General features: G+C 66.5%; 19 protein-coding genes. 6 read left to right on the forward strand and 13 right to left on the reverse strand.

The annotated features are described in order from the left end of the window. Positions 1-450: 450 nt before the first annotated feature. Positions 451-1,551 (forward strand): OpgC domain-containing protein, encoded by a 1,101-nt coding sequence (locus PXJ20_RS25625; RefSeq protein WP_421032415.1) that lies wholly within the window; start codon positions 451-453, stop codon positions 1,549-1,551. Between the two features lie 220 nt (positions 1,552-1,771). Beyond that, complete coding sequence (locus PXJ20_RS25630; RefSeq protein ID WP_421032416.1) at positions 1,772-2,566, forward strand: alpha/beta hydrolase; 795 nt, start codon at positions 1,772-1,774, stop codon at positions 2,564-2,566. A gap of 182 nt (positions 2,567-2,748) precedes the next feature. Here the strand turns inward: PXJ20_RS25630 and PXJ20_RS25635 are convergent, their stop codons facing one another. After that, on the reverse strand, positions 2,749-3,849 hold the full coding sequence (locus PXJ20_RS25635) for an AI-2E family transporter (RefSeq protein WP_421032417.1): 1,101 nt from the start codon (positions 3,847-3,849) through the stop codon (positions 2,749-2,751). A 362-nt stretch (positions 3,850-4,211) separates the two neighbouring features. Between PXJ20_RS25635 and PXJ20_RS25640 the strand changes: the two genes are divergently transcribed. Beyond that, complete coding sequence (locus tag PXJ20_RS25640; RefSeq protein ID WP_114812497.1) at positions 4,212-4,505, forward strand: DUF3331 domain-containing protein; 294 nt, start codon at positions 4,212-4,214, stop codon at positions 4,503-4,505. A gap of 166 nt (positions 4,506-4,671) precedes the next feature. On the opposite strand, the gene flhC is transcribed toward PXJ20_RS25640, so the two are convergent. The 8 genes from flhC to PXJ20_RS25680 all read right to left on the reverse strand — a co-directional run bounded on the left by flhC (position 4,672) and on the right by PXJ20_RS25680 (position 10,915). Next, positions 4,672-5,265 carry a flagellar transcriptional regulator FlhC gene (gene flhC, locus PXJ20_RS25645; RefSeq protein WP_199543590.1) on the reverse strand — a complete coding sequence of 198 codons (594 nt, stop codon included), beginning with the start codon at positions 5,263-5,265 and terminating at the stop codon, positions 4,672-4,674. A gap of 84 nt (positions 5,266-5,349) precedes the next feature. Further along, positions 5,350-5,667 carry a flagellar transcriptional regulator FlhD gene (gene flhD / locus PXJ20_RS25650; RefSeq protein ID WP_017776003.1) on the reverse strand — a complete coding sequence of 106 codons (318 nt, stop codon included), beginning with the start codon at positions 5,665-5,667 and terminating at the stop codon, positions 5,350-5,352. Between the two features lie 222 nt (positions 5,668-5,889). Then, on the reverse strand, positions 5,890-6,054 hold the full coding sequence (locus tag PXJ20_RS25655) for a hypothetical protein (RefSeq protein ID WP_017776002.1): 165 nt from the start codon (positions 6,052-6,054) through the stop codon (positions 5,890-5,892). Between the two features lie 310 nt (positions 6,055-6,364). Then, on the reverse strand, positions 6,365-7,342 hold the full coding sequence (locus PXJ20_RS25660; RefSeq protein ID WP_421032418.1) for an alpha/beta hydrolase: 978 nt from the start codon (positions 7,340-7,342) through the stop codon (positions 6,365-6,367). Positions 7,343-7,385: 43 nt separating this feature from the next. After that, positions 7,386-7,877 (reverse strand): thioesterase family protein, encoded by a 492-nt coding sequence (locus PXJ20_RS25665; RefSeq protein WP_017776000.1) that lies wholly within the window; start codon positions 7,875-7,877, stop codon positions 7,386-7,388. Positions 7,878-7,912: 35 nt separating this feature from the next. Beyond that, a complete protein-coding gene (locus PXJ20_RS25670) occupies positions 7,913-8,878 on the reverse strand; it encodes an L-carnitine dehydrogenase (protein WP_421032419.1) in 966 nt (321 codons plus the stop codon). 58 nt (positions 8,879-8,936) lie between these two features. Next, entirely contained in the window at positions 8,937-9,866 is a 930-nt protein-coding gene (locus PXJ20_RS25675; RefSeq protein ID WP_421032420.1) for a 3-keto-5-aminohexanoate cleavage protein, read from the reverse strand. Positions 9,867-9,955: 89 nt separating this feature from the next. Next, positions 9,956-10,915 carry a choline ABC transporter substrate-binding protein gene (locus tag PXJ20_RS25680; RefSeq protein ID WP_421032421.1) on the reverse strand — a complete coding sequence of 320 codons (960 nt, stop codon included), beginning with the start codon at positions 10,913-10,915 and terminating at the stop codon, positions 9,956-9,958. 387 nt (positions 10,916-11,302) lie between these two features. Here PXJ20_RS25680 and PXJ20_RS25685 point away from each other — a divergent pair, with 387 nt between their 5' ends. After that, positions 11,303-12,301, forward strand: coding sequence for a GlxA family transcriptional regulator (locus tag PXJ20_RS25685; RefSeq protein ID WP_421032422.1), 999 nt, complete (start codon positions 11,303-11,305; stop codon positions 12,299-12,301). Between the two features lie 129 nt (positions 12,302-12,430). Here PXJ20_RS25685 and PXJ20_RS25690 read toward each other — a convergent pair whose 3' ends face one another. Then, positions 12,431-13,363: a LysR family transcriptional regulator gene (locus PXJ20_RS25690; protein WP_421032423.1), complete on the reverse strand. Its 933-nt coding sequence runs from the start codon at positions 13,361-13,363 to the stop codon at positions 12,431-12,433. An 83-nt stretch (positions 13,364-13,446) separates the two neighbouring features. Here PXJ20_RS25690 and PXJ20_RS25695 point away from each other — a divergent pair, with 83 nt between their 5' ends. Next, positions 13,447-14,376 (forward strand): carbon-nitrogen hydrolase family protein, encoded by a 930-nt coding sequence (locus PXJ20_RS25695; protein ID WP_421032424.1) that lies wholly within the window; start codon positions 13,447-13,449, stop codon positions 14,374-14,376. Between the two features lie 129 nt (positions 14,377-14,505). On the opposite strand, the gene PXJ20_RS25700 is transcribed toward PXJ20_RS25695, so the two are convergent. The 3 genes from PXJ20_RS25700 to betC all read right to left on the reverse strand — a co-directional run bounded on the left by PXJ20_RS25700 (position 14,506) and on the right by betC (position 18,564). Next, positions 14,506-15,645 (reverse strand): porin, encoded by a 1,140-nt coding sequence (locus tag PXJ20_RS25700; protein WP_017775993.1) that lies wholly within the window; start codon positions 15,643-15,645, stop codon positions 14,506-14,508. Between the two features lie 309 nt (positions 15,646-15,954). Further along, positions 15,955-16,917: a choline ABC transporter substrate-binding protein gene (locus tag PXJ20_RS25705; RefSeq protein WP_421032425.1), complete on the reverse strand. Its 963-nt coding sequence runs from the start codon at positions 16,915-16,917 to the stop codon at positions 15,955-15,957. 75 nt (positions 16,918-16,992) lie between these two features. Beyond that, entirely contained in the window at positions 16,993-18,564 is a 1,572-nt protein-coding gene (betC, locus tag PXJ20_RS25710) for a choline-sulfatase (protein WP_421032426.1), read from the reverse strand. A 185-nt stretch (positions 18,565-18,749) separates the two neighbouring features. Here betC and PXJ20_RS25715 point away from each other — a divergent pair, with 185 nt between their 5' ends. Next, positions 18,750-19,664 carry a choline sulfate utilization transcriptional regulator gene (locus PXJ20_RS25715; RefSeq protein ID WP_421032427.1) on the forward strand — a complete coding sequence of 305 codons (915 nt, stop codon included), beginning with the start codon at positions 18,750-18,752 and terminating at the stop codon, positions 19,662-19,664. The last annotated feature ends 2 nt before the right edge of the window (positions 19,665-19,666 follow it).

Here is a 19,666-nt window from a genome sequence, read left to right on the forward strand (position 1 = left end):
GCGGCCGTCAAACCGGGCGAGATAGCGGAAATGATCGTTGCACGCCGAATTGGGCTCGTCTATTAGGGGGCGCTGCCCGTGACGAAATCGTTGCTAAATGCCCACGCCCGGTGCATCAATCCGGCAGATTGACTGTCTGCCCTGTTTCGGCCGCGGTTCGGGCGCATTTCGACCGCGGTTCGGCCGCATGTCGGGCGCAGTTCGGCGGGATGCCGGGCAACCTCAACCATTCGTAACATCAAGACGGCCATTCCTCTCATCTTTTACGGAACTCTGCGCGCACACCAGGGTCATCCCTAATCTTCGGGGCCGTCCCATGCGGATGGCGCCGTCCGTCGCCGTGCCGTCGAACCGCGTTCTTGCATCCCCTTTCGCCGGCATCGCTTCCGCTTTCTCTCGCGTGACGTCCGGCTGTCTGCGTCGCGCACGTCGCTGTTGCCCTGAATGCCCATGCAAGCTTCCGCGTCTTCGCGCCTTGTCGAACTGGATTTTTTCCGCGGGCTCGTGCTGCTCGTGATCGTCGTCGACCATATCGGCGGCAGCATCCTTTCGCGGTTCACGCTGCACGCCTATGCCCTGTGCGATGCCGCCGAAGTGTTCGTGTTTCTCGGCGGCTACGCGACGGCCGTGGCCTATGGCGCGCTTGTGGCGCGCCACACCGAGTCCGCGGCGCGCCAGCGTTTCCTGCGCCGCGCGTTCGAGATCTATCGCGCGTTTCTCGTCACAGCCGCGCTCATGCTGGTGGTCTCGGCCGTGATGCTGATGCGCGGCATCGACGCGCCCAACGTAACCACCGCCGACATCGAGGAACTCGCCGCCACGCCGCTCTCCGCACTGGCCGACATCCTGCTGATGCGCCGTCAACCCTACCTCGCGGGCGTGCTGCCCATGTACGCGCTGTTCGCGCTCGCCGTTCCCGCGATGCTGCCGCTCGCCCGGCGCCGGCCGGTGGTGCTGCTCGTGGGCAGCATCGTGCTGTGGGCCGCAGCGCCTTACGCGGCGGACTGGCTGCCTCACGCCGAAGACGTCCAATGGGACTTCAATCCGCTCGCCTGGCAACTGCTCTTCGTGCTGGGCGTACTCGCGAAGTGCCAGCCCATCTATCAGCGCGTGAGCGCGCATCGTCTGGGCTGGCTCGTCACCGTGGCCGCAGGCGTGGCATTCGTGGTTGCCGCCTGGTACCGGCTCGGCGTGGAGACCGCCCCGCCCGACGGCAGCTTCAAGCAGAACCTGGCGTGGTTCCGCCTCGGCAACTTCATCGCGATTGCCTGGCTCGCGGCAGGGCTTGTCGAAGCCGGCTGGGTCAGGAAGGTGGCGCGGGCGTTACCGTGGATCGGCCTCGTGGGGCGCAAGGGCCTGCTGTGCTTCGTGTGCGGCACGGCGATTTCGCTCGTGGTCGACTCGCTGCTCTTCAAGCTCACGGAGGGCTACCTCAACTACCCGCTGGGCCTTGCCGCCGATGCCATCGCCATCGGCACGCTGCTTCTCGTCGCGAAGAGTTCGGAGCCGATCACGCGTGTGCTCACGGTGCGGGTGAAGACGACGGCATAGCGACGGCTGACGCGAATCATCCGGCGCCGTCGCCGGAATAGCGAACGCCGCAGGCTGGTTACGCGACGGCCTGCCCGCGGCCGCCTGCTAGCATGGAGGCCCACACAGCGCGAGCCCTGCGCGGCTTTTCTTGCCCTTGCCTTCGATGCACCGACTTCTCCGTCCTGTCTTTCGGTCCGTTCTGCTGTCTGTTGTGCTTTCACTGGGCGCCGCTGCGGCCATGCAGGCTACGTCCGCGCAGGCCAGCACAGTATCGACCGCGACCTTCTACTCGCCCGCGCTGGCACGCGACTGGTCGTACGTCGTCTATCTGCCGACGGGGTACCGCAACGACGCGGGCCACTATCCCGTGCTCTATCTGCTGCATGGGAACAACGGCAACGCGACGGACTGGGTCACCCAGGGCCGGCTGCAGGCCACGGCGGACGCGCTGATCGAGCGCCACGCCATTGTGCCGGTGGTGATCGTGATGCCGCAGGGCGGCACGGACTGGTACGTGGACCGCAAGGAAAAAATCGAAAGCGCGTTCTTCGACGACCTGCTGCCCGAGATCGAGCGGCGCTACGCGGTGTCGAACCAGCGCAACGGGCGCGCCATCGGCGGGGTGTCGATGGGCGGCTTCGGCGCGCTGCGCTATACCCTGGAGCAGCCTGAGCGCTTCTGCGGCGCGCTGCTGCTGTCTCCCGCGGTCTATTCGAACGAGCCGCCGCTCTCGTCGGCCGCGCGCTATGTCGGCGTGTTCGGCGACCGGCAGTTCGACCCGCACATCTGGCACGCGCTCAACTACCCGGCGCTGTGGCAGGCCTATATGGCGAAGCCGTGGCGCGTGCCGATGTTCATCGCCTCAGGCGACGGCGATCTCGTGATCCAGGCTGAGGCGTCGCAGTTGTACACGCGGCTGCGGCTCGCGAACAATCCGGCGGCCCTGAGGATCGTCGATGGCGGGCATACCTGGAACGTATGGCGCGATCTGCTGCCGGCGGCGCTCACCTATACGCTCGACTGCGTGCGCTGAAGACGCCGGCCATATCGCGGCGCAGCGGCGCAGCGGCACAGTGGCGCAGCGGCGCAGCGGGTACAGCGGCACAGCAGCCCGGCGAGGGTGAGGCGCGCAGGCGGCCAGTGCCGAAATCCCGGCCGCCCTGCCCGCCCTGCCCGCCCTACCGCTATACCAGCCCTACCCGCCCTACCCGAGCCTCACCGCCTCACCGCCGTCTCGCCGCTGCCCGGCTGCAGCCACTCGTCCCACAGCACCATGAGGATGGTCATGAGCGCCGGCCCGATGAAGATACCCAGCAGCCCGAACGTCCCCGCCCCGCCCAGAATGCCGAACAGCACCAGCAGGAACGGCAGGCGCGAGGAGTTGCCGATCAGGACGGGCCGCACGAAATGGTCGGCCACGAAGGTGATGACGAAACCGGCGGCGGCAAGCGCGAACGCGGCCACCGTCGCACCAGGCACGAGGGCGAGCCACAGCGCCACGCCGCAGAACACGATGGGCGCGCAGAACGGGAGCATCGCGGCGACCGCCGTTACGGCGCCGAGCAGCGCCGCGTGCGGCACCCCGGCCATCGCGTAGCCGGCGCCGAGCAGCACGCCTTCGCCCAGTCCGACGACCACGAGCCCGCTCACCGTCCCGCGCACCGCGGCGCCCATGCGTTGCGCGAGTTCGACGCCGCGCTGGCCGAAAGCGCGTTCGGCGCCGCGCAGGAGCGTGCCCGAGAGGCGCGGCCCCGCCTGGAAGATCACGAACACGGTCAGCAGCGTAAAGACGAAATGCAACAGCGCGTGGGCTGCACGCAGCCCGAAGCGCTGGCCGAACGCCACCACGGCGTTGCCGTGCAGGTCCTTCATGGCGGGCGACGCGCCGAGCGGCTGGGCGAGATTGACCTGCCACCAGTCGGTCAGCTGGCGGGCGCCGAACGGCAGGTGCGTCACGAAATCCGGTACCGGCACGCCCGTTTCCTGCACGCTGCGAACCCAGCCGATCAGGCTATGCGCCTCGCCGGCCGCCTGCGCAATGCCCAACGCCACCGGCAAAAGCACGAGCAGGCCGACGGCGAGCGTCAGCAGCGCCGCGATCAGCGTCGTGCGTCCCTTGAACCAGCGGCGGCTTTCAATGCCGCGAAAGGCCGGCCACAAAGCGATGGCGATGACACCCGCCCAGGCCACGGCGGGAATGAACTCGCGGACCATCCACAGCGCGAGGAGCACCAGCGCCGTATAGAGGACAGCGGCCGCGGCGCGCTGGGTCTGTTGCTGGGTGGTGAGTTTGGGAGCAGGCGAATGCGGGTTCATGTAACCTCGGGCACCGGGCGGCAGAGCGGCGCCTGCACACGCGCGGGCTGCCCGACCGGCAAAAGCCTCAATCTTAAGACAAGGCGCACCGTGCCCCGCCATGAGGCATCCGACGCGGGCGGACAGCCGCAACCGAGCGCAAGACACCGCAAAGATTGGGTCCAGGTCGTCGCGCGTAGGACAACACTGCGTTGCAAAAATGTTAGATATCGCAGCCGACGCCCGCGGAACCCCATTCGTTCGGCCTTCGCGCGATACCTCCGCGCATTGTTGCGTCTCGCGGAATGGTGTTTCAACCGCGACACAATGGCACTTGCTGCGCCGCAGGTCTACATTCGGCACACCTCTTCCTGGAGCCGACAATGAAGACCAGATTGTCCCTGCTTGCTCTTGACGGCGCGAACGGCGAACGGATCGAAATTCTCGAACAGTCCGACACGACGCTGGTGATCCGCTGGGTGGAACCCGGCCGATGTCACTACGGCGAACAGCGCTGGCGCCGCCGCTCGGCACACACCTCGGGGACATGCGCAGTCACGCGCCGCAAGATCCGCCGCGGCGACGCCGTTTTCAAGCCGGCCGAGCGGCCGGCTCCGCTGAATGCATCGGTGATGATCGCCGCCGAGGTATTCGGCAGCCTCGCCACGGCCGAGTAGTGGCGGCAAGAACAGTCGCAGCGAGGCACTCGAATAGTCGGCCGCGCCGGTAGCCCACCGGCCAGCCAACGCTCGAACACGGCGCAGGACGCGCGGTGCGGGCCACCGCCGAACCGGCCTTCCAAGGCGCCCAATGCGCTCAAGGCTGGCCCAAGCCCTCCGGCATCTACGCCGCCAGCGGCGCAGCCACCTCACGGGCCGCTGCGCCCATCGGCAGCGGCATGGCCTGCCCCTCGTCGCGAGCCGGCTTCGCGGGCTTGCCCGCCCGCGACGGCGGCTGGCAGATCGCACAGGCTTTGTTGCGCCGCAGCTCGTATTTGTGGCCGATGAATTTGCCGCTGCAGCGCGAACACTGCGTCATTTCCAGAAGGCCGCCATTGAAGAAGCGCACGAGCGTCCAGGCGCGTGTAAGGTCGAGCTGCGGTTCGAGCCCGGCATGCGTGCAGTGCTCGCGATAGAGCCGGTACCCCTTCGTGAGCGCATCCAGATGCGAGCACTTCGCCTCGTTCTTGAGAAACACGTAGGTGTTGTAGAAGAGCGAGGCGTGGATGTTCGCCATCCATGTCATGTACCAGTCCGCCGACGACGGCAGCATCCCTTTCGGCGGCGACTCGCCCTTCACTTCCCGATACAGCCTGACGAGGCGGTCGCGCGGCAGCGCGAGTTCGCTTTCGAGCACCTGCATGCGCGCGCCCAGCTCGATCAATGCAATGGCGCGCAGGACTTCCTGGGCGTCTTCCGTCAGGCTTCTCGTGGGCATGGTGCTTCCTGGGTTCGGTGAGTGGCGTGAAACGAGCAACGTGAAATGAACGACGTAAAACAGGCAACGCGAAGGGCGCGCCGATCAGGCGAACTGTTCGGCCGGCCGGCCCGACAACAGGACAGCCGTATGGGTTTGCGCAAAGCCGGCGGTCTTGTCCTGCGACATCAGTGCGCCAAGCATCGCGTGGTCGTTGAAACGGAAGAAGCACAACAGCTGGTCGCAGGCCGCGAGCTTCACCGTCTGCGCGAGCGACAGGCCCGAGAGCAGGTCGGCGAGCGGCTCCGAAAGGCCGAGGCGGAACATGCCCGCCGGCCGGTCTTCGCGCAGCAGGCGCTGGGCGAGCATCAGATAAGACAGATTGATTTCGCGGATCGATTCCAGCGCGTCGCAGCTCTTCATGGCCATTCCTGGTGAGGTGGGTCCGGATTGAAACGTGGGTTGAAACGTGGGTTGAAACTTCGGTCCTGACTTCGATTCGCACTGCCTATGCCGCTAAACCGGCGACTAAGCAGCGACTCAGGCAGCAACTAAGCAGCAACTAAGCGGCAACTAAGCGGCAACTCAGGCAGCGACTGCAACCAGCAGTTCAGCCGGCAGCTCAGCCTCAGCCGCCGTGTTGCTTCAAACAGTTGCCGGGAGAGCGATGCAGCGGTCCGCATGGACGCTCGCCACACCCGACGCAATGAGGCTTCGCGCCAGTTCGCGCAGCAGATGCTGCGTCAGGGCGCCTGCGCCACCTTCGGCGAGGCGAAGCAGTTCGATCAGGTCCTGGGCGGTGCGGCTCATGAGCGTCTCCTGGTAGCCTGGCCCCGTCGTAACACCTACCTTGGGGCCGGCTCGTATCCCCGGCAAACGTGAATTTCTTATGACGGAAGTATTGTTCAGCGCTAAGGCGAGCGAAATCAGCGGCGCCTGAAGATGGCGTAGTCACGTCCACCGTGCTGTCAGCGTTTTCCTACGCGTGCGAGGCGAGCGGGCTACAGGTAATGGGTTTCAAACGCAGGTATGGCAAGGGTTGCCGGATGGAGCGCTGCGCAGCGGGGTGAAAAGCAGGCGCTCTGCGTGGGGAAGTGGGGGTCGGGAAGCGGTTCGAAACTCATCCGCCGCGCGCCGAATGGCGAGCGGCAACCACGGATTCAACGAGGAAAGCGCACACCTCCCGGTGCAGACGCCGAACGCCAGGGCTCGTGGCCAGCGCGCGCCAGCAGCCGTGCACGAGACCGTCCAGCACGACGAGGCGGCTGCGTCCGCCCGCCGCCTCGATACGCTGCGCAAACACACCTGCATCGTCGCGCAGCGGATCGTGCTGCACGGCAATCGCGAGCAGGGGTGGCAAACCGTCGAAACACGCCGCGTCGAGCGGCACGGTCCACGCAGGCGCTGGCGCATCGGCCCAGTAATGGCGAGCGAACACGCGAACGTCGGCGAGACTCAGCAGCGGCGCGTGCGCTTCGGTGTCGCGCGCCGGCGGCTGCGGCTCACGGGCCAGCATCGGATAGACGAGCGCCACGCCGTGCAACCGCTCTCGAGTCCGCATGGTTCCGGCCAGCCGCTCGTCGCGCAGCTTCAGCGCGACGCCTGCGGCCAGCGTGCCGCCCGCGCTGTCGCCCGCGAGCAGCACGGGTCCGGCAAGATCGGGAAACGGCAGGCGTGCGGCGAGCGCCGCGCGCGTCACATCGAGGCAATCGTCATGTGCGGCCGGCGCGCGATGTTCCGGTGCGAGCCGGTAATCCACGGCGACGACGTCGAGCCCCGTGTCGGCAGCAAGCCGTGCCGTGATCGCCGCGTGGCTGTCCAGCGAGCCGAGCACGAAACCGCCGCCGTGAAAGAACAGCACGACGCTGCGCAGCCGCCGCGTATCGAGTGCCCGATACCGCCGCAGCGCGATCGCATGCCCCGCCTCGCCTCGCCAGACCGCGTGATCGACCGCCACGTTCGGCGGCAACGCAGGGGCGAACGCCGCCGCATAACGGTCGTAGAGCGCGCGCTGTTGCTGCACAGGAAGCCGTGCGGCGCCGTCGGGATAGAACGCCAGCGTGCGTTCAGCGAAAGCCGCAATCTCTGGCTCCAGCATCGTCTCACCCGCTGCGCGTCATCAAGCCGGGCTCGCGAGGCGCTCAGGCGCCCCGCTTCTCGGGTAGCCCGATTACGCGGCCCACATACGCGGGCCGCGGCACGCCCGCCTCCATCGCCGCGAGTTCCCGCACGCGGTCGAGCACGTCTGCATCGAACGGCGCCGAACGCGGCCCTGTCGTATCGACATGCAGCAGCATCTGCTCGCCCACCGCCACGGGCTCGTCGTGGCCATGAGCGAACAATTCCAGGTAGAGATGCAGCCGCTTCGCGTCGTGCGCGAGCACGCGCATCTCGACGCGCACCGGCGTGCCTTCCTTGATCTCGTGCAGGTAGTGGATATGCGCTTCGAGCGTGTACACCGAGCGATGCCGCGCCTTGCGCGCGGCGTCGTCAAGGCCAATCGCGTCGAGCAGCGCGTCGGTGGCGAAGCTGAAAATCAGCATGTAAAACGCGTCGCGCAGATGGCCGTTGTAGTCCACCCACTCCGCGCGCACGGTATCGCGATACGCCACGCGTTGCACAACCTTCTCCATCGCTCCTCCACTTGTCGTTGCAGCGTCGCTGCGCTTCACTCTTCGAAGCGCAGCCCGTGTTTCGCCTTCGCCTCGCCCACCGCCGCCAGCACGTTCGTGATGCACTCGTCGCGATAGCGTTCGAGCGCCTTGATCGACCGTGGCCCGACCTGTTCCGCGGTGCCTGCCACCACGCGGTCGATCAGTTCGTCGGTGAGCTTCGGGGCCACGAGCTTCGTCCACGGCAATTCGAGCGCGGGGCCGAACTGCTGCATGAAGTGTCGCATGCCGGCGTCGCCGCCCGCGAGCGTGTAGGTCAGAAACGTGCCCATGAACGACCAGCGGATGCCCGCGCCGAAGCGAATGGCGTCGTCGATCTCGCCCGTCGTCGCCACGCCCTCGTTGACGAGGTGCAGCGCCTCGCGCCAGAGCGCCTCGAGCAGCCGGTCCGCGATGAAGCCCGGCACCTCCTTGCGCACCCGCAGCGGCCGCATGCCGAGGCCACGATAGATGGCCATCGCGGCCTCCACGGCGTCGGGCGCGGTGCGCTCGCCGCCCAGCACCTCGACGAGCGGCAGCAGGTAGACCGGATTGAACGGATGTCCCACCACGCAGCGCTCGGGATGCAAGGCGCTCGCATAGAAGTCCGTGGGCAACAGACCCGAAGTCGACGACGCGATGATCGCCTCCGGTTTCGCGGCGCGGCTCACCTGGGCGTGCAGCGAGAGCTTGAGGTCCTCGCGCTCGGGCGCGCTTTCCTGAATGAAGTCCGCTTCGGCCACGCACGCTTGCACGGTGCTCACGAAGCGCAGCCGCTCGGGCGACGCGCCCGGCTTCAGCCCCACGCGTTCCAGCGCCGGCCATGCGTTCGCGACGTTGTCGCGCAACTGCTGTTCGGCGCCTGCACCCGGGTCCCAGGCTACGACGTCGAGCCCGTTCGCGAGCGCGCGCGCCACCCAGCCGCTGCCGATCACCCCGGCGCCGATCGCCGCAAAAGTCTTGATGTCCTCGATCACTGCCATTGCGCCTTGTCCTTTGATAGTCCTTCGAGAGTCCTTTGATTGCTGCTTTGCTGCGTGTTCAGACGAACGCCGCCACCGGCCGCCGTTCGAGCAGCCGCTCGCCGCGCGCGGGCAGGCCGAGCTTCGCGCGGCCTTCGGCCGGCGTGAGCACGCGGCCACCCAGCCGCTCGACGATCTCGCGCGCCCGCTGCACGAGCGAGCCGTTGCTCGCATGCACGCCGCGGTCGAGCCAGAGGTTGTCTTCGAGCCCCACGCGCACGTGGCCGCCCAGCAGCATGGCCTGCGCGACCATCGGCATCTGCATGCGGCCAATGCCGAAGCCCGCCCACTGCGCACCTTGCGGCAGGTTGTCCACCATCGCCTTCATGGTGGTGGTGTCCGCAGGCGCGCCCCACGGAATGCCGAGGCACAGCTGAAAGAGCGGCGGCGCATCGAGCAGCCCTTCCTTCAGCATTTGGTTGGCGAACCACAGGTGGCCCGTGTCGAAGATTTCGAGTTCGGGCTTCACGCCGAGCGCCTGGATGCGCTTCGCCCCCGCGCGCAGTTGCGCGGGCGTCGAAACGTAGATGGCGTCGCCGTCGCCGAAATTGAGCGTGCCGCAGTCGAGCGTGCAGATCTCGGGCAGCAGTTCCTCCACGTGCGCGAGCCGTGTGAGACCGCCCACGAGGTCCGTGCCGGGACCAAAGTGCATGGGCTCCTCGCCGGGCCCGATCTCGAGGTCGCCGCCCATGCCCGCGGTGAGGTTGATGATGACGTCCGTGTCCGCCGAGCGGATGCGGTCCACCACTTCGCGGTAGAGCGCCGGATCGCGGCTGCCGCGGCCGGTCTGCGGGTCGCGCACGTGGCAATGCGCGACCGTGGCGCCAGCCTTCGCGGCCTCAATGGCGGCCTCGGCAATCTGCTTCGGCGTGACGGGAATGGCGGGATGCCTGCCGACCGTGTCGCCGGCGCCCGTGACCGCGCAGGTCACGATCACTTCGTAGTTCATGCGTGCTGTCCTGTCGTTGCGAATGGAATGGTGCGTGCGCGTGGCGCGGGGTTGCGTGGGTTGCGTCGCTCTACCCCGCGCGACAACGCTCAGAGCCCGAGCCAGGCCTTCACCGCGGGCAGGCCGTCCTTGCCGTCGTAGGTCTTCACGCCGGCGAGCCACGCATCGAGCACCTGCGGGTTCTTGCGCAGATACGCCTTCGCGGCATCCGCGGGCTTTTCTTTCGCCATCACGGCCTGCATCACCTGGTTTTCCAGTTGCGTCGTGAAGCGCAGGTTCGAGACGAGCTTGCCCGCGTTCGGACAACGCGTAACGTAGTCCGGCGACGTGAGCGTGTAGACACGCGCCTCGCCATAGTTCGGCCCAAACACGTCATCGCCGCCCGCGAGATAGTTCATGCTCATTTCGATGTTCATGGGATGCGGCTCCCAGCCGAGGAACACCACCCACTTGTGGTCGCGAATGGCGCGCTGCACGGTGACGAGCATGCCGGCCTCGCTGGACTCCACGAGCTTGAAGCCCGCGAGCCCGAACTGGTTGGTGTCGATCATCTTCTGGATCTTCGCGTTCGCGCTGCTGCCGGGCTCGATGCCGTAGATCTTGCCGTCCAGCTGCTCGCGATGCTTCGCGATGTCCGCGAAGGTCTTGAGGCCCGCCTCGTACTCGTAGCCCGGCACCGCGAGCGTCGCCTTCGCGCCTGAGAGGTTGGGCGGTTCCAGCACCTGGATCGACTTCGCCGCCACGAACGGCGCAAGCGCCTTTTCCTGCACGGGCCACCAGTAGCCGAGCGAGACGTCGAGCTGCTTGCTCTTCAGGCCCGCGAACGAAATGGGCACGGAGGCAACCGTCGTGGTGGGCTGATACCCGAGCCCCTCGAACACGGCCGAGGCAAGCGCCGTGGTGGAGGTGATGTCGGTCCAGCCGATGTCGGCGAAATGCACGGCGCGGCAACTGGGCGGGTCTTGCGCCAGCGCGGGCTGCGCGGACGTGATGGCCAGCGCAGCGGCGGTGGCCACGGTCGCGGCAAGGGCGTGGAGGCTTGACTTCATGGCGGTCCCCTTCTTTGGTGTATCCGGTTTATGAGTCGAGGCTGAAACGGTGGGTACGTCCTGATTGCGTGACGCTCTTCGCGTGACGTAAAAGTACAAGTCCATATTGGTCCCAAAGCGACCGGCTGCGACCCGTTCTTGCCCCGCTGCGACCATGAGGGAAAACCAGCAGAGGCGGGCTCGGGGACCGCAGCGCGGAACTGGCTGCGGCAATGGCACCAGCAGCAGCGGCACCACGGCGCTTGCCGACGCGGGCGCTACGCGTTGTCCGCAGGCGCTCCCGGCCGCACCTGGCCGCCTGAATATTGGCGCCTTGTCGGTGTCCATGAGGCTTGCTACGCTCGCCGCAAGCCGGCGGCGCCGTCGTCCGTTTCGTCTGATCGAGCAATGCCTGAAGACATCTCGTTCCTGCTGCTGCCGGGCTTTTCGGCTATCGGCTTCATGTCCGCCGTGGAGCCGCTGCGCGTCGCCAACCGCTTTCGCGGCGAGCTGTACCGCTGGCACATCCTGAGCGTGGACGGCGCGCCCGTCGCGGCGAGCAACGGCATCACGCTGAATGCAGAGGTCGCATGCGGCGACGCCGACGTGGGCAACGTCGGCACGCTCTTCGTCGTGGCCGGCTTCGAGCCGCTTGCCTGCTACACGCGCGCGTTGGGCGACTGGCTCGCGCGGCTCGATCGGGCGGGCGCGACGCTGGGCGGCATCGATACGGGCGGCTTCGTGCTGGCCGAGGCCGGCCTCTTTCGCAAGACCGATCGCCTCACGGTGCATTGGGAGGCGCTGTCGGCATTCCGCGAGCGCTACCCGGCGCTCGACGCGAGCCAGGAACTCTTCGAGATCGGCGAGCGGCGCATCACGTGTGCGGGCGGCACGGCCTCCATCGACATGATGCTGGACCTGATCGGCCGCCGCCACGGTGCGGACCTTGCGGCGCAGGTGTCCGAGCAGTTCGTGCTCTCGCGCATTCGCCAGCGCTCGGACCATCAGCGGCTCGAAATCGCGGCGCGCTACGGCGTGCACAACCGCAAGCTGATTCAGGTGATCGGCGCGATGGAACAGCACATGGAAGACCCGCTCTCGCCCGACGACCTCGCGAGCGAAGTGGGCGTGACGCGCCGGCAGCTGGAGCGGCTGTTCTGCTCCGCGCTGCAGGACACGCCCACGCACTTCTACCTTCAGTTGAGGCTCAACCGCGCGCGCGAATTGCTGCAGCAGACCGATATGTCGATTACGTCCGTGTGCGTGGCGTGCGGCTTCGAATCGCCGTCGCACTTCTCACGCACCTACCGCGCGAGGTTCGGTGCGAGCCCGCGACGCGACCGGCGACCGCACGACGGGGCGCGTCGGAGCCCGAGAGAGGATGAGGAAGCGGTCGGGGCGGCGTGATGAGATGTGATGGAATTGATACGGGACGTGGTACGCGTGACAGCCGACGCGAAGCCGCGTGTTACTGACGCGTGTTACTGACGCATTACTGACGCATTACTGACGCATTACTGACGCATTACTGACGCATCACTGAGGCACGCGCGCTGTGAAGCACGCCGCAAAGCACGCCTCGATCGCGGCCTTCACCTTCACTACCGCCGCGTCGCGCAGCGCGCTGCTGCGCCAGCCCAGTTCGACGGGATAAGCCGGCAGATCCACGGGGCACGGCAGGCGCCGCAGGCCCGTCACGCGCGCAATCGCGTCGGCGGCGTGTGCGGGAATCGTCGCGACGGCGCGCGAGCCTTTGAGTAGCCACGGCAGCGCGGCGAAATGCGTGGTCGAAGCGAGCACCGTGCGCTTCAGCCCGAGCGCCGCGAGCGCTTCGTCCACGATGCCCACCACGCCGCCCGACGAAATCAGCAGGTGCCCCAGCGACACATACTGTTCCAGCGTGAGCGCGTAGCCGACATCGGGCACCGCATCGCCGTCCAGCAGACACGCATAGCCGCCCTGCCCGACCACCTCGTGGCCGAGGCGCGCGCCGAAACCGCCGGCAGCAATCGCGAGATCCACGTCTTGCCGCGCGAGCGCCTCGCTCACAATCTGGCTATGGGTCTGCCGGAAGATCACGCGCAGGCCCGGCGCCTCGCGTGCCACGCGTTCCATGATGGGCCGGCCAAGGGCGAGTTCGAAGTCGTCGGAAAGGCCGATCGATACCGCGCGGCCATGAAATGCGGCCGTATCCGGCGAGGCCATGGCGAGGCTCTGGCGGCAGCGGTCCAGCGCCTCGCTGATCACCGGCTTCAACTCGCGCGCCCGTGCCGTGGGTGACAGGCCGCGCCCCGTCGGCACGAAGAGCCGGTCCGCGTACAAGGTGCGCAGCCGCCCCAACGCCGCGCTCACGGCGGACTGCGTCATGTCGAGCCGGATCGCCGCGCGGCTTGCGCCGCCTTCCTCGAACAGCGCCTCGAAGATCGTGAGCAGATTCAGATCGACGCCGGAGATATCACCGCGGTTCATAGCTGAAAGTTGGAGTGCGCGTGTTGCGGATGCAGCGGCCGCGCCATGATGAGGGCCTTCATTGTTCCCGAGAGGAGTCCGTCATGCCCCGATCCGTTGTTGCCGCATTGCAGATAGGCGCGTCCCCGCGCGGAAAGGCCGACACGTTGCAGCACATTCTCTCGTTCGAAGAACGCATCCGCGCCGCGGGCGCGAAGCTGGTGATTATGCCGGAAGCCCTACTGGGCGGATATCCGAAGGGCGAGATCTTCGGCACGCGGCTCGGCTACCGCCTGCCCGAAGGCCGCGAGGCGTTCGCGCGCTACTACGACAACGCGATCGACGTGCCGGGACCGGAGACCGACGCGCTCGCCGAACTCGCCACGCGCTGCGAGGCCACCCTCGTGATCGGCGTGATCGAGCGCGCGGGTAGTTCGCTCTATTGCACGGCGCTCTTCTTCAATTCAGGCGCAGGGCTCGTGGCAAAGCATCGCAAGCTGATGCCCACGGGAACGGAGCGCCTGATCTGGGCGCAAGGCGACGGCTCCACGCTGCCCGTAGTCGAAACAGCCGCGGGCACGGCGGCCGCGGCAATTTGCTGGGAGAACCACATGCCGCTGCTGCGCACCGCGATGTACGCGAAGGGCGTGCAGGTATGGTGTGCGCCGACGGTGGACGAACGCGATGTCTGGCAGAGCTCGATGCGCCACATCGCGCACGAGGGCCGCTGCTTCGTGGTGAGCGCCTGCCAGGTGCAGCCTTCGCCCGCGGCGCTCGGCATCGAGGTGCCGGGCTGTGACCCGGACCGGCCGCTCATCAACGGCGGCAGCGTGATCGTCGGCCCGTTGGGCGATGTGCTCGCGGGACCGCTGCGCGGCGAGACGGGACTCGTCACCGCCGAAATCGACACTGACGAGCTGGTGCGCGCGCGTTACGACTTCGACGTGGTGGGCCACTACGCGCGGCCCGACGTGTTTTCGCTCGCGGTGGACGAACGCCCGAAGCGGACGGTCGCGTTCCAGCGCGAAGCGTGAATTGCGGTCCGGTCCGCGCGGTGCAGCGCTATGTAGAGCTACGTAGCGCTATGCGACATGAGGCTGCATGACGCCGCGGACCGGACCCGTTCGCTCAAAGGCGAATGCGCTTCAAGCCACGAAGCACGCTCAGAACGAATGCCGCATGCCGATGCGCACGTCCGCCTGCGTCGTGGTGGTGGAAGGCGTGAAGCTGTAGCCGATCACCGCATTCACGCCGCTCGATGCCTTGAGCCAGTCGCCGGAGATGTACACGTCCGTGCGCTTCGAAAGCAGATAGTGGAGCCCTGCGGACAGCTGGTTCCAGTGGTGCCCTTCGAAGTGCGTGTACTGGTAGCCGCCAATCGCACTGAACGCCGGCGTGACCTGCCAGCTCGCACCGCCTTCGGCCACCTGCATGTGCGAGGTGTTGCCGAATGCCTTGATCTGCGTGTACGTGAAATTGCCCATCAGCGTGACGTTGCCGATGGCATAGCTCGACCCGATGCCGAACGTGCCCTGGCGATCCACGGGGAAGGAGTTGCTCGAATAGAGGTCCGTGATCGCGCCCGTTGCCGGATCCACGCTGATGGTCGGACGGCCGAGGAAGGTGCTCGTGCCGATCATCGCGTACGGGTCGAACGCGTAGATGCCGTGCGGATTGTTGAGCTGCGTATACGCGGCGCCCAGCGTGAACGGCCCGTTCGCGTAGTGCGCGCCCACGCTCCATGCGCTGTCCTGATGGAAATTGCCCGCCACGTTGCCGAACGAATACATGCCGCCGAACATGAAGCCCGCGAACTCGTTCGAGAGGAACTTCACCGAATTCGGCAGACGGTCGCCGTTGAAGCGGTCGAAGTCGCCCTGGTGGATCGCGTAGCCGGAGGCCCACGCCGACACGTTGTTGAGGTAGACCATCTCCTCGGTCATGTCGAGCTGATTACCGAACGAGAGCGTGCCCCACTTGTTAGAGAGACCCACGTACGCCTGGCGCCCGAATTCCGCACCGCCGAAACCGGTCTGCCCGTTGCCCAGGTGGAAGCCGTTTTCCAGCACGAAGACGGCGGACAGGCCACCGCCCAGGTCCTCGGTGCCTTTCAAGCCCCAGCGGTTGCCGTACGAAATGCCGTCGTCGAACTTCACGACGTGCGAGCCGCCCGTGTTGTTCACCCACGTAATGCCGGCATCGAGGATGCCGTACAGCGTCACGCTGCTCTGTGCGTGGCTCACGGCCGGCATGCCTGCGAGCGCAAGCGCGACCCCTGAAAGTGCGGCGTTCAGTCTTTTCATCGTTGGCTTCTCTTGTCGGTCTGGACGGATGGAGGGCTTCGGCTACACGGACATCAATACGCGGGTCGTCTTCGCCCGGATCGCACGTGCCGCGTCAAAGCACGGTCGCCGCCGCGTATCCCCATTGCATGACGCGCGCGACGATGAAGGCACAGTACAAGCCCATATTTCGTGCAACGCGACCGAAGGCGACATCGATTGGTCTGATTGCGACACCAGGGGAAAACGAGAATGGGCCCGCATGCACGCTGGGCCCATTCCTGTTCAACTTCCGTTCAATTCCATTCAGGGATGCGATACGTCGGAGACCTAATGCAGTCCGAGCGAGGCATTCACGGCTTGCAGGCCGTCCGCGCCGTTGACGGTGGTGACGCCCTTGAGCCACGGCTGCAGCAGCGCAGGATTGCTCTGCAGCGCGCGGCGCGCCGCGGTGTTCACGTCCACCTTGTCCTGCAGCACGTTCGCGATGATGTGGTTCTCCAGATCGACGTTGAACGTGAGCTGCGTGAAGAGGCGCGCAAGGTTCGTGCACTCGCGGGCAAAGCCCGCACGCGTGACCGTATTGACCGTGGCGCCCCCGTAGTTCGGCCCGAAATACGCGTCGCCGCCGCCCAGATACGTCAGGTGGAACTTCGTGTTCATCAGATGCGGCTCCCACGCGAGGAACACGATCCACTTGTGGTCGCGCACCGCGCGCTCCACCTGCGTGAGCATGCCCGTTTCGCTCGATTCCACGATGGACCAGCTGCCCAGGTCGAATGCCTTGTCGGCAATCATCTTCTTGATGTTCTGGTTGGCGGGTGCGCCGGGCTCGATGCCGTAGATGTGCTTGTCGAACTGGTCCGCGTGCTTCGCGAGGTCGGCGAAGGTATGCACGCCTGCGTTCGCCACGTAGTCGGGCACCGCGAGCGTGAACTTCGCGTTGGTGAGATTGGCATGCAGTACGTCGATGGCGTGTTCGTCCACGAATGGTTTCACGAGCGGCCCCTGGGCCGGCATCCAGTTGCCGAGGAATACGTCGATCTGCCCTTTTTTCAGGCCCTGGTACGTGATGGGCACCGAAATGTTGGAGACGTTCTGCTGATAGCCGAGCGCCTTCAGGATCACGCCCGTTACGGCGTTGGTCGCGTCGATGTCGGTCCAGCCCGGGTCCGCCATACGCACCGTGGTGCAGGCCGGCGGTTCGGCGGCGTTCGCCGTGGACGTCGCCGCGGCGAACGGCATGGCAGTGGCAACGGTGCACAGCAGCACTGCAATCCAGCGGTGTTTCATTGAGGCCTCCATCTTGGATGTTGGTATGGAACGAGATACTGATAACGATTGCACTAACGTGAAACCAACGCGTGGCTAACGTGTGGATGACCCTGCCGGCACGCGCGGAAACCGCGCGAGCGCTTCGAGCGTATCGAGTTCGATGTGATTGCGCATGTAGCGCTGGCTCGCGTCGGTGAATGGCTGCCAGTCCCACGACTGGATACGCCCTTGCGTGGTCGCCTCGAAGTGAAAGCGCCGCCGCCGTTGGCTCGCGAGCACGTCTTCGTGCAGCGCCTTCAGGTTCCAGCGCTGCGCCAGCTCGGCGCGAAACGTTGCCATGAGCGAGGCGAAAGACGCATCCTGCGCAAGGTTGCGCAACTCCTGTGGATCGCGCGCAAGGTCATAGAGCTGGTCAGGATCCGCAGGCGAATGGATGAACTTGTAGTCGCCGCGCCGCATCATCACGATGGGCGCGATGGCGCCTTCGGCAAGGTATTCGCCGATCGCGAGGCCTTCGCTGCGTTCCCCACGTTCACCACGTTCCCCAAGCAGTTGCGGCACGAGGCTCGTGCCGTCGATGGCATCGGGCCATTCCGCGCGCGGCTCGCCTGTGGCGAGTTCAACCAGCGTGGGCAGCAGATCGAGGTGCGAAACCGGCGCCGCCACACGATGCGCCGCGAAACGGCCCGGCGCATGCACGATCAGCGGCACGCGCACGCCGCCTTCGAAGAAGGTCATCTTGTACCAGAGGCCGCGCTCGCCCAGCATGTCGCCGTGGTCGGAGGTGAGCACCACGACGGTGTCTTCGGCGAGGCCCGTCTGCTGGAGTGCATCGAGTATCGCGCCGAACTGTGCATCCACATACGAGAGCGCACCGTAGTAGGCATGGCGTGCACGGCGCACCTGGTCGTCCGTGGGCGGCGTGCGGTCCGTCTCGCAGACGTGGCGCAGGCGCTGCGAATGCGGGTCGCTCTCTTCGAAGGTGAGCGACGTGCGGGGCAGATCGATGTCCTCGTCGCGATAGAGGTCCCAGTACGTCTGTGAAATCGCGTAAGGGTCGTGCGGATGCGTAAGCGACGCCACGAGGCAGAACGGCCGATCGTCGCGGCCCGCAGCCCGCTCGCGCACGATGTCGAAGAGCTTCTGGCGCGAGGTGAACGTGACTTCGTCGTCGAAGTCGAGCTGGTTGGTGCGTACGCACGGCCCCGCGTCGAGGACGGAACTCATGTTGTGATACCAGCTGGGCCGCACTTCGGGATGCGTCCAGTCCGGCACCCAGCCGAAGTCGGCGGGATAGATGTCGGTGGTGAGGCGTTCCTCGAAGCCGTGCAACTGGTCCGCGCCGCAGAAATGCATCTTGCCCGCGAGTATCGTGCGGTAGCCTTCGGCGCGCAGATAGTGCGCGAAGGTCAGCGTTTGCGCGGGAAATTCTGCGGCGTTATCGTAGGCGCCAATCTGCGACGGCAGCTTGCCCGCCAGCATCGAAAAACGCGCGGGCGCACAGAGCGGGCTTGCGCAATAGGCGGCGTCGAACACCACGCCTTCACGTGCGAGCGCATCGATGCGCGGCGTGATGGATAAACGATGACCGTAGGCGCGCAGCGCGAACGGCGTCATCTGGTCCGCCATCAGAACGAGAATGTTAGGCTTCCTGCCAGAGGTCATGTTCAATGGAACCGGGTGGTTGAGAGTTGAAGTGCGGTGCCATCGCATCGATTACGCCAATGAAGCGGCGGATGAGGCGGCGGATGAAGCGGCCGGACGCAGCGCAATGCGGCACCTCTGCACTATTGCCGCTCAATTTCGCCGTGGGAAGCCGGCGCATGCTTATAAGGACATAAGGGGTTGTTATGACCGAGCAGGACCGCTTGCCGCCCATGCAGGCGCTCGCCGTATTCGAGTCGGCCGCGCGCCTCACGAGCTTTTCGGCCGCGGCGCGCGAACTGGGCGCCACGCAGCCCGCGGTGAGCCAGCGCATCGTGCAGCTCGAAAACGACCTGGGTGCGCCGCTCTTCGAGCGCACCCCGCGCGGCGTCACGCTCACGCCCGACGGCGAACGTCTTTACGAGGCCGTGCGCGTGAGTCTCGAATCCATTCGCGTGGCGGCGGCCGACATTCGCGCGCGACGCTCCAATGAAGCCCTCACCCTGCTCACCGACTTCGGTTTCGCCACCTACTGGCTCATGCCGCGCCTCATGCGTCTGAAGGAAAGCCTGCCGGGCTTGAGCGTGAAGATCGTCACCTCGCAGCACGGCTACGATCCGCACCGCGATCACGCCGACATCGCCATTGCGTTCGGCAACGGCGACTGGGCGCCCTGCACGTCTACGCGGCTCTTCCAGGAAGAAGTGACGCCCGTGTGCTCGCCGGCGTTTCTCGCCGCGCATCCCGAAGTCGCCACGCCCGCAGGCCTCGCGCATCTGCCGCTGCTGCACGTGCAACCGACGCAGCCCGAACGCTGGCTCTCGTGGCGCGGCTGGTTTGCGGCGCAGCAACTCGAAGCGCCCGACGAGCGGCACGGCATGATGTTCAACAGCTACGCGCTCGTTATCCACGCCGCGCTGATGAATCAGGGCATTGCGCTCGGCTGGCGGCCGCTCGTCGATGAACTGGTGGCAACAGGGCAACTGGTTCGCCTCTGTGGCGAGCCCGTGAAGACCGCGAGCGGCTACTTTCTGGTCTGCCCGCCCGCGCGGCCCGAAGCGGCAGCCACGCCGCTGTTCCGGCGCTGGCTGCTCGCGGAGGTTGCGCAGCCCGGTATGTAAGC

Origin of the sequence: Paraburkholderia sp. A1RI_3L (genome assembly GCF_048957895.1) — a bacterium.
Taxonomy (GTDB): domain Bacteria; phylum Pseudomonadota; class Gammaproteobacteria; order Burkholderiales; family Burkholderiaceae; genus Paraburkholderia; species Paraburkholderia kururiensis.